Raw genomic sequence first — 15,845 nt, 5'->3', positions numbered from 1 at the left:
GTAGCATCCGGGGAAATGCCCGTGCCGAGGGAGGCTCCAAGTGCCCCGTGAAGTCCGGGATGTCGTCTTCGTCGACGGCGTCCGTACCCCGTTCGGCAAGGCGGGTGGGATGTACGCCAACACCCGCGCCGACGATCTGGTGATCCGCTGCATCCGCGAGCTGATGCGCCGCAACCCGCAACTGCCGCCGGAGAAGGTGGAGGAGGTGGCGATCGCCGCCACCACCCAGATCGGTGACCAGGGCCTGACCATCGGCCGCACCGCCGCCCTGCTGGCCGGCCTGCCCAAGACCGTGCCGGGATTCGCCATCGACCGGATGTGCGCCGGCGCGATGACCGCCGTCACCACCGTGGCCAGCGGCATCGCCATGGGCGCGTACGACGTCGCGATCGCCGGCGGCGTCGAGCACATGGGCCGCCACCCGATGGGTGAGGGCGTCGACCCCAACCCGCGCATCGTCGCGGAGAAGCTCGTCGACCCGTCCGCCCTGGTGATGGGCTCCACCGCGGAGAACCTGCACGACCGGGTCCCGCACATCACCAAGGAGCGCACCGACGCGTTCGCGCTGGCGTCGCAGCAGAAGACCGCCAAGGCGTACGCCAACGGCAAGCTCCAGGGCGACCTGGTGCCGGTGGCGGTGCGCGACCCGGAGGCGGGCTGGGGCCTGGCCACCGTGGACGAGGCGCCCCGCGACACCTCGATGGAGAAGCTGGCCGGGCTGAAGACGCCGTTCCGGCCGCACGGCAAGGTCACCGCGGGCAACGCGGCCGGCCTTAACGACGGCGCCACCGCCGCGCTGCTCGTGGCCGAGGAGACCGCCCGTGAGCTGGGCCTGCCGGTCGGCATGCGCCTGGTGTCGTTCGGCTTCGTCGGCGTCGAGCCCGAGGTGATGGGCGTCGGCCCGATCCCGTCGACCGAGAAGGCGCTGCGCATCGCCGGCCTCAGCATCGACGACATCGGACTGTTCGAGCTGAACGAGGCGTTCGCGGTGCAGGTGCTCGCCTTCCTCGACCACTTCGGCATCGCCGACGACGACCCGCGGGTCAACCCGTGGGGCGGCGCGATCGCCATCGGTCACCCGCTCGCGTCCTCCGGCGTCCGGCTGATGACCCAGCTCGCCCGCCAGTTCGCCGAGCACCCCGAGGTCCGCTACGGCCTCACCGCCATGTGCATCGGCATCGGCATGGGCGGCACCGTGATCTGGGAGAACCCGCACTGGGAGGGTGGAGACAAGTGAGCCTCGCCGCACCGAACGAGGTCGTCACCAAGGCGCTGCTGCGCCAGGTGGCCGTACCCGGGCTGGACCGGCCCGCCGCCCTCATCACGCTGGACAACGGCTTCGACCACACCAAGCCGAACACCTTCGGCCCGGCCGGTCTGACCAGCCTGGACGAGGCGATCACCGCCGCGCTGGCGGCGGAGCCGGCGTTCATCGCGGTCACCGGCAAGCCGTACATCTTCTGCGTGGGCGCGGACATCACCAGCCTGCCCGCCCTGGAGAACCGCGAGCAGGCGCTGGAGATCGGCCGGCTCGGCCACCGCGTCTTCGCCCGGCTCAAGGACAGCGCCGTCCCCACCTTCGCGTTCGTCAACGGCGCGGCGATGGGCGGCGGCCTGGAGCTGGCGCTGCACTGCCACTACCGGACGCTGTCGGCGGGCGCGGCGGCGCTGGCGCTGCCCGAGGTCTCGCTCGGCCTGATCCCCGGCTGGGGCGGTACGCAGCTGCTGCCGAACCTGATCGGCATCCCGGCCGCCACCCAGGTGATCATCCAGAACCCGCTGATGCAGAACAAGATGCTCAAGCCGAAGCAGGCGGCCGAGATGGGCATCGCGGACGTGCTGCTGGAGCCGGCCGACTTCCTGGAGCGGTCGCTGGAGTGGGCCGCCGGCGTGGTCCGGGGCGAGGTCGCCGTGACCCGTCCCGAGGTCGACAAGGACATGTGGGCGGGCGTGCTCTACTTCGCCCGGCAGACCCTCGACCAGCGGCTGCACGGCGCGGTCCCGTCCGCGTACAAGGCGCTGGACCTGCTGGAGACGGCGAAGGACGCCGACTTCGCCACCGGCACCGCGGCGGAGGACGAGGCCCTCGCGGACCTGGTCTTCTCCGAGGAGCTGCGCAGCGGCCTGTACGCCTTCGACCTGGTGCAGCGGCGGGCCAAGCGCCCGGCCGGCGCGCCGGACAAGGACCTGGCCCGCCCGGTCACCAAGGTCGGCATCGTCGGCGCCGGCCTGATGGCCAGCCAGCTCGCGCTGCTGTTCGCCCGGCGGCTGCAGGTGCCGGTCGTCATGACCGACCTGGACCAGTCGCGGGTGGACAAGGGTGTCGGCTACGTGCACACCCAGATCGAGAAGGCCGTCAGCAAGGGCCGGATGGACAAGGGCACCGCGGCCAAGCTGTACGGCCTGGTCAGCGGCTCGGTCGACAAGTCCGTCTTCGCCGACGCCGACTTCGTCATCGAGGCCGTGTTCGAGGACCTGGGCGTCAAGAAGCAGGTCTGGGCCGAGCTGGAGAAGATCGTCAAGCCGGAGGCGGTGCTCGCCACCAACACCAGCTCGCTGTCCATCACCGAGATGGCCGCCGACCTGGAGCACCCGGAGCGGGTGGTCGGCTTCCACTTCTTCAACCCGGTCGCGGTGCTGCCGCTGCTGGAGATCGTCCGCGGCGAGCGGACCGACGACGCCACGCTGGCCACCGCGTTCGCTGTCGGCAAGCAGCTCAAGAAGTCGTCGGTGCTGGTCAAGGACGCCCCGGCGTTCGTGGTGAACCGGCTGCTGACCCGCTTCCTCGGCACCGTGTTCGCGGCCGTCGACCAGGGCACCCCGCTGGACGTGGCGAACAGCGCGCTGGACCCGCTGGGCCTGCCGATGCGTCCGCTGGCGCTGCTGCAGCTCGTCGGGCCGGCCGTGGCGTACCACGTCGGCGGCACCCTGCACGAGGCGTTCCCGGACCGGTTCGGCGTCAGCGAGAACCTCAAGCGGATCGCCGACTCGGGCCAGCCGATCGTGGTCGACGACCAGATCAACGACGAGGTGGCGAAGCTGCTGGTGGTCGGCGACGAGCCGCTCACCGCCGAGCAGGTGCGGCAGAACGCGCTGGACGCGCTGGCGCAGGAGATCCGGCTCATGCTCGACGAGGGCGTCGTCGCCGAGGCGCAGGACATCGACCTGTGCATGATCCTCGGCGCCGGCTGGCCGTTCCACCTGGGCGGCGTGACGCCGTACCTGGACCGGACCGGCACCTCCGAGCGGGTGACCGGCAAGCGGTTCCTGCCGCGCGGCGTGGCCAGCCTGCGCTGACCGATACCGCATCGATCGCGGTGGTCGGGCTGTCCGAGACGGACGCCCGGCCACCGCGATCGGCGTTTCGCGGGCAGGTCACGGGTCGGATGCGGTTTCGTCCCACCGGCCTTCCACGGACAGCGGCATGTCGGTGCTCCTGGCTACGATCACGCCTTCAGTTTTCTCACAGGAGCTGCCTACATGTCCCAGCCGCCGTCCAATCCCTACCCCGGCCACTACCCGCCGCCCCAGCACCAGCCCGGCGGCTTCCAGCCGCCCCAGCAGCCGCAGTACGGCGGTGGCTACCCGCAGGCTCCGCAGCAGCCCCAGTACGGCGCTGACTACCCGCAGATCCCGCAGCAGCCCCAGTACGGCAACCAGTTCGGCGCGCCGGTCCCGCCGAAGAAGTCCGGCGTCGGCAAGATCCTGCTGATCGTCCTCGCGGTGGTCCTGGTGCTCTGCGTCGGTGGCGGCATCGTCACCTGGCTCGTCACCAAGGACACCGTCGGCGAGGTGGTCACCGCCACCAAGACCCGGGTGGTCGAGCCGCAGACGCTCGGCGGCCGGCCGAAGGTCACCGACCCGCAGCTGCAGAACGCCGCGACGCAGATGAAGGCCTCGCTCAGCAAGGACGTGCCGGACGCGACGAGCACGGCCGGCGCCTTCTACGGCAACCCGGAGAAGAAAGACCTGGTCATGATCGTCGCCGTGTCCGGCGTCATGGCCGACCCGAAGAAGGAACTGGACGACGCCGCCACGGCGGTCACGCCGGACCTGGCCACCAAGGACTTCAAGACGGTCGACCCGGGCCCGCTTGGCGGCGACGCCAAGTGCTCCGACGGCAAGGCCTCGGGTGAGCAGGTGGCCGTCTGCATCTGGGCCGACCGGGGCAGCCTCGGCATGGTGGTCGTCTACTTCAAGTCCGCGGCCGAGCTCCAGAAGGAGTTCGTCACGATGCGCGGCGAGATCGAGAAGCAGGGCTGACACCGCTACGCACCGGGCCCCCGCCGCGACGGCGGGGGCCCGGTGTCGTTTCCGGATCAGGCGGACTCGGCCCGTTCGGCAGGGCTCCGGCAGACGCAGAACTCGTTGCCCTCGGGGTCGGCCAGCACCACCCAGCCGCTGCCGTCCGGCCGGCGCCGGTCGGCCACCAGCGTGGCGCCGAGGTCACGCAGCCGCGCCACCTCCTCGTCGCGGGTGCCCTCGGCCGCGTGCAGGTCGATGTGGAACGCGCCCTTGCCGTGCCGCTCGCCCACCCGGACGAACAACAGGTCGGGGCCGTCGCCGGCGGGCGCGGCGAGGACCGCCTCCGGGTCGTCCGGGTGGTCGTCGTCGGCGAGCCGGCGGTCGAGCACCCGGGCCCACCATCCGGCGAGGGTGTACGGGTCGTCGGACTCGACTGTCACGCAATGGAACTGTGCACTCATCGGTGCTTCCTCCTGTGGGGTACGCGCCCCGGCGGAGTGGGAACGTCAGCGGGGAACGCGGGGCGCGGGACGGTTCACGAAAGACATCGACCACACCCCCTTCCACCTCATCGGGCTGACCGGTTGATCATTCCACCGCCCTCCGGCGCCGGCAACCCCGCCCCGCCGCAAGGAAGGGCCCCTTGTTAACAGCTGCGTGTTAACAAGGGGCCCTTCCTCTACCGGAGGCGTTAAGAAGGTGCCCTTCCTTACGGGCCGACGAACACCGCCTTCGCGCGCCAGTCGACGCCGTCGACCGCCGGGCCGCTGCGCACGGTGAACGTCGCGGCCGGCACGCCGTTCACCCAGTCGGTGGCGGCCAGGTCACCGGTGTTGCGGTTGACCTTGTAGAGCGTGCCGCCGGAGACGAAGACCGCGCCCGCGTCGGCGAACCCGCTCGCCCCGGACACCGTGAACCGGTCGGCGCCGACGACGCCGCTGTCCGGGGTGAACCAGCGCCAGAACAGTCCGTTCTGCCCGTTGAGCGTGTAGTAGAGCCGCCCGCCGGAGAAGAACATGCCGGTCACGTTCGGGATCTCGGCGTAGAAGCCGGTGGTCGCGCCGACGTACGTCTGCCCGGTCGGCCCGGAGTTGGTGATCACGTTGTCCCAGTACGGGTCGTGGTACGGGTCCACCAGTTCCGGCGTGCCGAACGTGGTGCCGTTGAACGTACGCCGCCACAGCGCGCCGTTGGCGCCGTAGAACACCGTCCCGCCGACCCAGAACGCGTTGCGCGCGCCCGCCCAGACGGTGCCGTTCGGGTCGGTCACCGGGTCCGGCGCGCCGACCGTGCTCTGCCCGTCGTACGAGCGCACCTGCACCGGCGAGCTGGCCGGGGCGGGCGGGGGCCCGGTCTTGACGATCTCGACGGCGTTCACCAGCGGGTTCTCCCGCACGTGGCGGAACTCCACGTCGATCGAGCCGTCGCTGACCACCGTGAACTCCCGCATGGTGCCCACGTTGTGCCCGGCGGTGGCGGACAGGTCGAGGTCGTCGAGGACGACAGCACCCTCCAGCGCCACGTCGAAGATCCGCGTGCCGGCGTTGGCGGTGCCCGCGTACCGGTTGGCCATGTAGAGCCGCACGTGCACCTCGGTGCCGTTGGGCACCGGGAACTGCCAGGTCATCTCCGCACCGCCGGACGGGTCGTACCGCTCGTGGTTGTAGAGCTCGACCGGGGTGCCGGCCGGCACCGTCGAGTCCAGGCTCGCGGCGGTGGTGTAGCTGGAGACGCTGCTGCCGGTGTTGTGGTACGGGCTGGGGCTGGAGCTGGTGTCGGCCGCCCAGTCCGGCCCGCCGTCGGTGGCGGCGACGGACGAGCCGCCGGCGTTCACCCGGTACAGCACGTTCGTCGGCTGCGGCAGGCCCGCCTGGTAGACGTTGCCGGGCAGGGTGGCCGTGGTGGTGGGGTGCACCGCCGTCCCGCCGGCCAGCGGGAAGAACGCGATCCGCTCCCGGCGGTACTGGAAGTTGCCGATCCACAGCGTGTCGCCGCCGACCCAGAGCCCGGTCGGCGTGACCAGCATCTCGGAGGCGCCGATGCCGCGCGGGTGGCGGCCGGGGTTCCAGGACAGCGGCAGGCCGTTGGCCGGGTCGAGCGCGGCGATGCTGGCCCGGCCGACCGCGCCGGCCCGGGCGTTGTCGGTGCCGGTGGTGTTGTTGAGCCAGCGGAGGTGGCCGCCGACGTAGACCGCCTCTTCGCTGATGCCGACGGACAGGAACGTGTCGCCGCCGCTGTAGTCGACCCAGGTCGGCTGGAGAGCGGAGCCGGTCGCGCCGGCCTCCCAGCGGGCCGCGGTGTCGCAGAGCGTTCCGCTGTACGGCGCGCCGGTGGTGACCACCACGAAGTAGCTGTTGTCCGGGGAGAACGCGACGTCACGGACGTACGAGTCGAAGGACTGCCACTTGCAGCGCGGCGTGTAGCGGGCCGTGTTCCAGTCCGCGACGGTGGCGGCGGTGGCACCCAGGTCGATCTTGACGATCTGGTCGTGCAGCACCCCGTCGGCCTTCTTGAAGTTGCCGATGACGACGAGCTGCGTGCCGTCCGGGGAGACGGCGAGCTTCTCCGCGCCGACGCCGGCCTTGGCGCCGCTGACCCCGTCCCAGTTGTGGTTCTCGGTCAGCGTGGTGGTGAGGTAGCTGTCCACGGCGCCGGTGGTGGCGTTGAGCGACGCGAGTCCGCCGCGCGGGTTGGGGTTGCCGGCCGTGGTGAAGATGCCGCCGACCAGCAGCCGGTTGCCGACCAGCGCGATGTCCTTGATGAGCCCGTTGAACGCGGGCGGCGCGAAGCTGGTGACGACCGCCCCGGTGTTGACGTCGAGCAGGGCCACCTTGCGCCGGGTCACGCCGTTGACGGTGTTGAACTTGCCGGCGACGAAGACCGTGTTCGCCGTGGGCCCGCCCGTGACCGCTGTCACCTCGTTGTCGAGCGTGGGCGCGAACGCGGTGTCCACCGCGCCGGTGGCCTTGTCGAACGCGAGCAGGTAGTCGCGGGGGATGTCGACGTCGGAGTTGCGGTTCTGCACACGGGTGAAGGAGCCGCCCGCGATGATCTTCGTACCGGCGTCGTGGATCGCGTCGACCGAGCCGTCCTGGACGTCGGGCGAGGCCGTGGAGGGGACGGTGTGGACCACTTTGTCGTGGCCGGGCGCGGCGGCGGCCGCGGGCGTGGCCGGAGAGAGGCCGACGACGGTGAGGGCGCCGGCGGTGAGGACCGCGAGAAGACGGCGGCGGCGCGGGGCCGAGAGGTGGGTCACGGGCAGCTCCGGTGGGTGAGCAGGGTGAGGCGTCGCTGCGCTTACTCTCCGTTGATCACCGCTCCGCGTCCAGCGTGAGCCGAGCATTCTGCCCGACCACCGTGCCGCCGGGGGCCGACCACCGCCGGGTCCGGCCAGGACAGCCGAGGCTGTCCGCACGAAAAGGTGAGGCCGCCTCACCGGCTGGACGGGTCGGGATGGGCGGTCAGGTGGCCGCGGGCGGGTCGGCCGACGGAAGCGTGACGGTCACCTCCAGGCCGCCACCGGGCTGGGCGACCGCCTTCACCGTGCCGCCGTGCGCGTCGCAGACGGCCCGCACGATCGACAGACCGAGCCCGGAGCCGCGAGCACCGGTGCGTTCCTGGCCGCCGCGCCGGAACGGCTCGAACAGCCCGGGTACGTCGGCGGGGGCGACCTCGAAGCCGGTGTTCCCCACCACCAGCCAGGACCGCTGCCCGTCGGTGCCGGTGCGCACCCAGATCCGCCCGTGCAGGTGGTTGTAGCGGACCGCGTTCTCCACCAGGTTGCCGGCCAGCCGGTCCAGCAGCCCCGGGTCACCGACCACCGGCGCCGGACGCAGCGACGTGTGCACCTTCAGGCCGATCCGCTCGACCTCCCGGGACACCGCGGACAGCGCGTTGGCGGTGCCGACGGCGAGGTCCGACTCCGCGCGCCGGGCCAGCCGCCGGCCGGTCTGGGCCTCGCTGCGGGCCAGCACCAGCAGCGCGTCGACCAGGCCGTTGGCCCGCTCCGAGGCGTCCCGCACCACCCCGGCCATGCGGCGGTACTCGGCGAGGTCGGCGTCGTCGTCGCTGAGCGTCACGTCGATTTCGGTACGCATCACCGCGAGCGGCGTCCGCAGCTCGTGCGAGGCGTTCGCGACGAACCGTTTCTGTGCCTCGAACGCGCCGCTGATCCGGTCCAGCATCGCGTCGAACGTCTCGGCCAGCTCGGCCACCTCGTCGTCGGCGCCGGACCAGCCGATCCGCTCGTCGAGCGTGGCCTCGCCGAGCCGGCGCGCGGTGGCTGTCACCTGGTGCAGCGGGCGCAGCGCCCGGCCGGCCACCAGGTACGCCCCGGCCACCCCGACGACGCTGATCGCCACGAGCGCGAGCAGTCCCTTGACCAGCAGTTCCTGCGACGCCGCGTCGACCAGTTGCCGCTGCCACTGCCCGGCGTCGAGGGTGCGGCCGTCGGTGAGCACCACTGTGGTGCCGGGCAGCAGCTCGTCGGTGGGGCGCAGCGCGTCGCGGACCAGCAGCCAGGCCAGCAGCACCAGGATCGCCCCGGCGCCGACCAGCAGGACGCCGTTGAGCAGGGTCAGCCGCAGCCGCAGCGTCGGCCGCACCCGCCGGGTGCCCACGCTCACCGCGTGCGGCCGATCCGGTAGCCCGCCCCGACCACCGTGTCGATGAGCGGCGGGTCACCCAGCTTCTTGCGCAGCGTCATCACGGTGACCCGGACGATCGTGGTGAACGGGTCGGTATTGGCGTCCCAGACCCGTTCCAGCAGCTCTTCGCTGGACACCACCGCGCCGCGCGCCTTGAGCAGCTCGGCGAGCACGCCGAACTCCTTGTTGGTGAGGTCGAGCGGCACGCCACCACGGGTGACCACCCGCCGGGCCGGGTCGAGCACAAGGTCGGCCACCTCCAGCACCGGCGGCGCGGCCGGGGTGGCCCGGCGCCCGAGCGCCTGCACCCGCGCCACCAGCTCGTCGAACGCGAACGGCTTGGCCAGGTAGTCGTCGGCGCCGAGCTGCAGCCCCTCCACCCGGTCGGCGACGGTGCCGCTCGCGGTGAGCATCAGCACCCGGGTCAGCGCGCCGGAGGCGGCCAGATCGGCGCAGATCTGGTCGCCGTGCACACCCGGCAGGTCGCGGTCCAGGATCACCACGTCGTAACGGGTGACGAACGCCGCCTCGTGGCCGGAGTCGCCGTCGTAGGCGACGTCCACCGCCATCCCGCGCTTGCGCAGCCCGCGCGCGATCGCGTCGGCGAGGTTGCGCTCGTCCTCGACCACCAGTACCCGCATCCCGGCCTCCCGCCTCGTGACCTCTGACAACCTAGTGCCGCCGGCCAAGCGTGTCGCCGGAGGAGCTGCCCTGCCGGCGCATGATCCGCCCGCCGTCCACCGGGTCGCTCTTCCGCACCTGCGCGGATTTCTGTGACTGTCAGTGAGATTGGCGACGGCGCGCCGCTGCGTCACTCACTGTCACCGACGGTTGCTCCTCCACGCGAGACTGCCGCCGAGTCAAAAGCCGCTGAACTGCAGATATGCCAATTCGGCCGTCGGGGTCTGCGATGCCCTTCCGTCGACTTTGCTCTGCAGCCCGATACGCACTTGTTGCGGTGAGTCACCGTTGCGTCGATGGCTGCAGAGCAAAGTTGGCGCAGGGTGAACCCCGGGAGCTCACGTCACGGTTACCTTCGGTGACGAAAATGCAGTCAGGTGGGCCGCCCCATCAACTCGCTACGCCCCTGATCACACCGGGCCCGGCGAGCAGGCGGACCCTCCCGCGCGGCTGGCCCGAACCCACTGGCCGACCGGTCCAGCGCGGGGCCCGCACCCACCGCCGTTGCACAAAACCTTCGGGTACGCGATGCTCAGCGGCAATGATCGACAAGCACGCGGGCGAGGCACCCGATCCACGCCGGGCGGCACCCCGATGACCGGCCGCGACATCGCGTACCGCCGGTTCCGTTTCCCGGCGGACCGGGACGTGGGCCTCGCCGACGGGCTCACCGCGGGGCCGGACGGGCTGGCGCTCGACGGCGCGCCCGGCCGCCTGACCCACACCGATCCGCACTCCGGGACCACCGCCGAGTACGCCGCCGGGAGCTGGACCTCCCCGGTGACGCCACTCGGCTTCGCCGCCGTCGAGCTGGTGCCCTCCTGGACCGCGCACACGCCGGCCGGCTGCTGGCTGCGCGTGGAGCTGCGCGGCTGGGCCGGCGACGCGGCCTCCACCGGCTGGTACGAGCTGGGCAACTGGGCCGCCGACGACAGCACGGTGCACCGGGCGTCCGTACCCGGGCAGGCGGACGACCGGGCGCGGGTGGCCGCCGACACGCTGCGGGTGACCGGCGCGACGGTGACCGGCTGGCAGGTGCGGGTGACGCTGCTGCGCCGCCTCGACGCGGCGGACGGCCCGGCGCTGCGCACGATCGGCGTGGTCGCCTCCACCGACCCGCCCGGCGTCGGACAACGAGCCGGCGCAAGAACCGACGCCGGCGCGGGCGGCGCGCGAGGGCGGGTGCTGGACGTGCCGCGCTACGCGCAGCGGCTGCACGCCACCGGGGAGACCCGCTGGGGCGGCGGTGGAGACTCCTGGTGCAGCCCCACCTGCGTGTCCATGGTGCTCGACTTCTGGGGCGCCGGCCCCACCCCGGACCGGTACGCCTGGGTGACGCCGCCCGGCCCCCGCCCGCGGGTCGTGCACGCCGCCCGGCACTGCTTCGACCACGCGTACGCCGGAGCGGGGAACTGGCCGTTCAACACCGCGTACGCGGCGACGCACGGCGTGGACGCGTTCGTCACCCGGCTGCGTTCGCTGGCCGAAGCGGAACTGTTCGTGGCCGCCGGCATCCCGCTGATCGTGTCGGCGGCGTTCACCGCCGGGCAGGTGCCGGGGCTGGACTACGACACCCGGGGGCACCTCATCGTGCTGGTCGGCTTCACCGCCGACGGCGATCCGGTGCTGAACGACCCGTACGCGCCGGACGACGAGCGGGTCCGCCGCACCGTGCCGCGCGCGCCGTTCGAGCATGCCTGGCAGGTGGGCAGCGGCGGCATCGCGTACGTGCTGCGGCCCGAGTCGACGCCCCTGCCGCCGCCACCGGCGCAGGCCAACTGGTGATCAGCGTCCGGCCGGCCAGATCGCCATGCCGCCGGTCGGGCGCAGGCACACCAGCTGCGTACCCGTGTCCGCGCACTCGGACCAGGCGCCGGGCAGGATCCCCCGGATCCGCACCTGTCCGGCCGCCACGTCCAGCGCGCCGACGAGCGTCCGGTCCTCGGTGAGCGTGCGCAGCCCGAGCAGCGGCCCGGACGGGAGGTCGTTGCCCGAGACGCGCCAGCGGCCCAGCCGGGCCAGCACCCGGCCGGTCGGCGGGTCCAGCGCCGACAGTTCCAGCTCCTCCCCGACCCCGCGCTCGGCGGCGATCAGGCGGTCGCCGACCGGTCCCATCCCGAGCCACCGCTCGTCGGTCCAGGCCGGGCGGCCGGTGGCCGGATCGAGGGCCTGCGCGCCGCCCACCTGGTTGCGCAGGCACACCATCCCGGCGCAGTCGGCGAACCAGAGTCCGGCGCGGGAGCCCACCGGCAGGCTCCACCGTTCCTCAAGCCGGTCCAACCCGTACCCGGTGACCGAGCCCCGGGCGTCCTCGACCAGCAGCAGATCGGCCACCACCTGGGCGTACCGGTAGTCGGCGCGGCCGGCCGCGGGCGCCACCCGGCCGGTGTGCGCGACGGTGCCCGCGTCCGCGTCGTACACGGTCACCCGGCCCTGCGGGGTGACCAGGACGAGCTGTGTCACCCCGTGGTCGTCGCGGCGGTACCCCACCTCCTGGCCCGGTACGGGCAGCGTCCACCGCACCGCGCCGGAGGCCGGGTCCACGGCCCGTACGGTGCCCGCGCCGGGCGGGCGGGGGTTCTCCAGCAGCAGCCCGCCGGAGGCGGTCGGGACCGGGTATCCGGGATGCCGCCAGCGCAGCGTGCCGGTCGCCGGGTCGAGCATCGCCGACACCGAGTCACCGTCCCCGGCCGGGCTGCTCGTCACCAGCAGTCCCCCGGCCACTGTGGTGAGGCCGAGCACGTGGTCGCCGTCGGTCAGCGCGAACCGCCACGCCGGTTCCCCGCCGGGCAGCCGGTACGCGGCGACCACCCGCCCGCCCCGGCCGGTCGCGCCGGGGCCGTCGGCCACCACCACCCGGTCCGGCCGGACCACGAACGCCGCGCCCTGCGGGGCGGGAATCCGGATCGGCACGGGCCGGCGCGGCGGACCGGCGGCAGCGTGCACGACGAGCAGCACCAGTACGCCGAGCAGCGCCACCCGGACCGCCGGGCCGGGCGGCCGGCGGGGCGGCGCGGGTTCCGGCTCGTCGGCGGACTCGCCGTGCCGCATCTCGCCCAGTTCGATCACCGGGCTCACGGCAGCCGCCGCACCACGTAGTCACCTGCGGGCCTGCGGCAGACCAGCAGCGTCACGCCGGTCGTGCAGTCGGTCCCGGTGATCACTCCCCTGATCGGGGGCGGACCGCCGGACAGGTCCATCTCGGCCAGGAGCTGCCGGCCGCCGCCCAGCAGCCGGGTGGCCAGCAGCGGACCGCCGGACCCGTGCTGCGGGGCCAGGGTCCAGCCGCCCAGCTCGGCGATCAGACGCCCGTCGGCCTGGCCGAGCACCGCCAGGCCGCCGGCGCCGATCGCGGTGTCGCCGACGAGCAGCCGGTCGTCGCGCGCCGCCACGACGCGCGCCCACCGGTCCACGCTCCAGCGCACGGCGCCGGTCGCCGGGTCGAGCGCTGTCATCCCGGCGCCCGGCCGGACGGCGCAGAGCAGGGCACCGCACCTGTCGACGTAGTCGACGAGCTTCTGTTCGACGGTCCAGCGCGGTCGCAGCGTGTCCAGGTCGTACGCCTCGATGAGCCCGCCGCCGATCTCCAGCAGCAGCCCGGCCACGGTCATCACGTGGCGCGGGCCGGGCGGTCGAACCGGGTGCAGGTCCCGGGCCGCGACCCGCGCGCCGGTGCGCGCGTCCACGACCACCACCTGCCCGGTGGCCGGCCACAACAGCATGCGTTCCGCCCCGGAGCCGTAATCGAACCCCAGCACGCCCGTCGAGGGCAGCGTCCACATCGTCCTTCCGTCGGCGGGGTCGACCCGGGTGATCGACGGGCGGGAGTCGGACGCGGCGGACTGCGACAGCAGCACCCGGCCGACCGCGAACGCGACGCCGCGCCGGCGCCAGACGTCCGCGCCGGTGGCCGCGTCGTACGTCACCGTCTCCCAGTCCTCGTCGTTGCCGGCCGGGCCGGCCACCATCACCCGGCCGTCCTGCTCCCACACCGACACGGCGGTGCCGATGCCGGGCAGCGGACTGCGCCACAGTTCCCGCCCTTCGCGGTAGGCGACGATCTCCCGCCCGTCACCGCGGTTCGGCCGCACCACGTACACCACGTCGCCGGAGACGAACACGGCCGAGCCCAGGCCGCCGGGCAGCGTCCACTCCGCCGGTCCTCGCGGCGGCGCGGCGGCGGCGAGCGTGAGCAGCGCCAGCAGCAGGAGCGCCAGGGTGCGGGCCGGCCGCCCGACGCTGCGCGGCGGGCGGGGGGCCGCCGGGGGCGGAGCGTCGTGACGCAACTCCCCCAGATCGATGACGGTCACGACCATCCTCTCCCGCGCGCCCGGCCGCCGTCCGGCCGTGACCGGCATTGCCACAATTCGCCTGTACGATGGCGCGTCGTGGCCGTGCCCGTGGTGGACCCCTCGTTGAACCCCTCGTCCGTCGAGACGGACGCCGTCGTGGCCGATCCGCCACGCCGTGCCCGTCGCCGGCCGGCCCGCGCCGATCTGCTGGCCATCGGAGCCTATGTGCTGCTCGGTGTTCTCGTCTGCCTCAACTACTGGGGCGACGTGGAGCACCGGGTCTCCTCGCACCTGCCGACCGACCACAGCTGGTTCGAGTGGCTGTTCGCGCACGGCGCGTACTCGGTGCAGCACCTGGAGAACCCGCTGTTCACCACCCGGCAGAACGCGCCGGACGGGGTGAACATGATGGCGAACACCTCGCTGCTCGGGGTGACGCTGCCGCTTGCGCCGCTGACGCTGCTGCTCGGCCCGCAGGTGATGTACGCGCTCTACCTGGGCGCGGCGCTGTCGGCGACCGCCGCCACGTCGTACTGGGTGCTGTCGCGGCACCTGGTCCGGTCCCGGGCCGCCGCGTTCGCCGGTGGCGCGTTCCTCGGCTTCGCGCCGGGCATCGTCCACCACGCGAACGGCCAGCCCAACTTCGTGTCGAACTTCCTGCTGCCGCTGATCGTGGCGCGGGTGCTGCGGCTGGGCGAGCCGGGGCGGTGGCGGCGCAACGGGCTGGCGCTCGGGCTGCTGGTGGCGTACCAGGTCTTCATCAACGAGGAGATGCTGCTGCTCACCGCGCTGGCCTGCCTGGTCGTCGTGGTGGCGTACGCGGTGCAGCGGCCCCGGGCGGCCCGCGCGCGGGCCGGGTCGTTCCTGGCCGCGCTCGGGCTCGGCGGCGGGCTGGCGCTGCTGCTGACCGCGTACCCGATCTGGTTCCAGTTCAACGGGCCGCAGTCCTACCGCGGATTGCAGGGCGGCGTCTTCCACAACTGGGGCGAGGACCTGGTGGCCTTCGTCACGTTCGCCCGGGACACGATCGCCGGTGACGAGGCGGTGGAGAAGACCATCGGGCTGACCGAGCAGAACACCTGGTTCGGCTGGCCGCTGGTGCTGGTGGCGCTGGGCGCGCTGGTGCTGCTGGTCCGCCGGTCGGTGCCGGCCCGGATCCTGGCCGTGCTGGTGGTCGTCTTCACGATCGCCTCGATCGGCCCGGTGGTGCGGTTCAACGGTGTGGAGACCGACGTCGACGGGCCGTGGGCGTACATTCCGGACGACCTGCCGCTGGTCGAGATGATGATGCCGACCCGGTTGAGCCTGGTCGTGGTGGCCGCCGTGGGTGTGCTGCTCGCCCTGGCGTGGGACGCGCTGGCCGGTGCCGGCCGTCCGCCGGTGCCCGCCCCCCGCGCCGCCGCCGACGACAGCACGGACGGCGACGGCGACGGGACGGCCGCGCGCGACACGCGCCGCCGGGTGCTGCGGCTGGCCGGGTACGCCGCGATCGTGGCCGCCCTGGTGCCGCTGATCCCGCGTCCGCTGCCGGCGGAGCACATCGACCCGCCGCCGCGCTTCATCACCGCCGGTGGCTGGCGGCCGTACGTGCCGGAGGGCCGCACGCTGGTGCCGGTGCCGATCCCGAGCAACGTGCACGGGCTGCACACGCTGCGCTGGAGCGCGCTGACCGGACACGAGTTCCCGATCCCGGGCGGCTACTTCATCGGCCCCAACGAACGCGGTGAGGGTGTCTTCGGCGCGCCGAACCGCCCCACCAGCACGCTCATCTACTCCACGATGGACGCCAACGAGGTGCCGGAGATCACCGAGGAGAACCGCCGCCAGGCCGTGGACGACCTGCGTTTCTGGCGGGCGTCGGTGGTGGTGCTCGGGTCCGGTCCGCGCGAGGCGGTGCTGCGTGACCTGATGGCCGAGCTGCTCGGCCCGCCGCAGCGGGTGGACGACGTGTGGCTCTGGGACGTGCGCGACCGGGTCTGAG

Annotated in this window: 11 protein-coding genes; 5 read left to right on the top strand and 6 right to left on the bottom strand. The window is 73.0% G+C overall.

Annotation, left to right across the window (positions count from 1 at the left end; translation table 11 throughout):
- Window positions 1-40 precede the first annotated feature (40 nt).
- The 3 genes from PVK74_RS29330 (at window position 41) to PVK74_RS29320 (ending at window position 4,263) form a co-directional block, all read left to right on the top strand.
- Complete coding sequence (locus tag PVK74_RS29330) at window positions 41-1,237, top strand: thiolase family protein (protein WP_064447157.1); 1,197 nt, start codon at window positions 41-43, stop codon at window positions 1,235-1,237.
- Window positions 1,234-3,297, top strand: a complete 2,064-nt coding sequence (locus tag PVK74_RS29325) for a 3-hydroxyacyl-CoA dehydrogenase NAD-binding domain-containing protein (protein WP_274477669.1) — start codon at window positions 1,234-1,236, stop codon at window positions 3,295-3,297. Before PVK74_RS29330 ends, PVK74_RS29325 begins: the two co-directional genes overlap by 4 nt.
- Before the next feature lie 183 nt (window positions 3,298-3,480).
- A complete protein-coding gene (locus PVK74_RS29320; protein WP_064447155.1) occupies window positions 3,481-4,263 on the top strand; it encodes a hypothetical protein in 783 nt (260 codons plus the stop codon).
- Window positions 4,264-4,319: 56 nt separating this feature from the next.
- Here PVK74_RS29320 and PVK74_RS29315 read toward each other — a convergent pair whose 3' ends face one another.
- The 4 genes from PVK74_RS29315 to PVK74_RS29300 all read right to left on the bottom strand — a co-directional run bounded on the left by PVK74_RS29315 (window position 4,320) and on the right by PVK74_RS29300 (window position 9,532).
- Window positions 4,320-4,706, bottom strand: a complete 387-nt coding sequence (locus tag PVK74_RS29315; RefSeq protein ID WP_043325653.1) for a VOC family protein — start codon at window positions 4,704-4,706, stop codon at window positions 4,320-4,322.
- Between the two features lie 248 nt (window positions 4,707-4,954).
- Window positions 4,955-7,501, bottom strand: coding sequence for a malectin domain-containing carbohydrate-binding protein (locus tag PVK74_RS29310; protein WP_274477668.1), 2,547 nt, complete (start codon window positions 7,499-7,501; stop codon window positions 4,955-4,957).
- Between the two features lie 205 nt (window positions 7,502-7,706).
- Entirely contained in the window at window positions 7,707-8,864 is a 1,158-nt protein-coding gene (locus tag PVK74_RS29305) for a sensor histidine kinase (RefSeq protein ID WP_176722869.1), read from the bottom strand.
- Between the two features lie 2 nt (window positions 8,865-8,866).
- Window positions 8,867-9,532: a response regulator transcription factor gene (locus PVK74_RS29300; RefSeq protein ID WP_274477667.1), complete on the bottom strand. Its 666-nt coding sequence runs from the start codon at window positions 9,530-9,532 to the stop codon at window positions 8,867-8,869.
- A gap of 634 nt (window positions 9,533-10,166) precedes the next feature.
- On the opposite strand from PVK74_RS29300, the gene PVK74_RS29295 reads away from it, so the two are divergent.
- Complete coding sequence (locus tag PVK74_RS29295) at window positions 10,167-11,357, top strand: C39 family peptidase (RefSeq protein WP_274477666.1); 1,191 nt, start codon at window positions 10,167-10,169, stop codon at window positions 11,355-11,357.
- Here PVK74_RS29295 and PVK74_RS29290 read toward each other — a convergent pair whose 3' ends face one another.
- On the bottom strand, window positions 11,358-12,650 hold the full coding sequence (locus tag PVK74_RS29290; RefSeq protein WP_069089376.1) for an outer membrane protein assembly factor BamB family protein: 1,293 nt from the start codon (window positions 12,648-12,650) through the stop codon (window positions 11,358-11,360).
- Window positions 12,647-13,882 (bottom strand): outer membrane protein assembly factor BamB family protein, encoded by a 1,236-nt coding sequence (locus PVK74_RS29285; RefSeq protein ID WP_274477665.1) that lies wholly within the window; start codon window positions 13,880-13,882, stop codon window positions 12,647-12,649. Before PVK74_RS29285 ends, PVK74_RS29290 begins: the two co-directional genes overlap by 4 nt.
- A 93-nt stretch (window positions 13,883-13,975) precedes the next feature.
- Between PVK74_RS29285 and PVK74_RS29280 the strand changes: the two genes are divergently transcribed.
- Window positions 13,976-15,844: a DUF6311 domain-containing protein gene (locus PVK74_RS29280; RefSeq protein ID WP_393100671.1), complete on the top strand. Its 1,869-nt coding sequence runs from the start codon at window positions 13,976-13,978 to the stop codon at window positions 15,842-15,844.
- Window position 15,845: the final 1 nt, after the last annotated feature.

Origin of the sequence: Micromonospora chalcea (genome assembly GCF_028768405.1) — a bacterium.
Lineage (GTDB): Bacteria > Actinomycetota > Actinomycetes > Mycobacteriales > Micromonosporaceae > Micromonospora > Micromonospora chalcea.
Note: the sequence above shows the minus strand (reverse complement) of the source record. Positions and strands in the feature narration are given on the sequence as shown.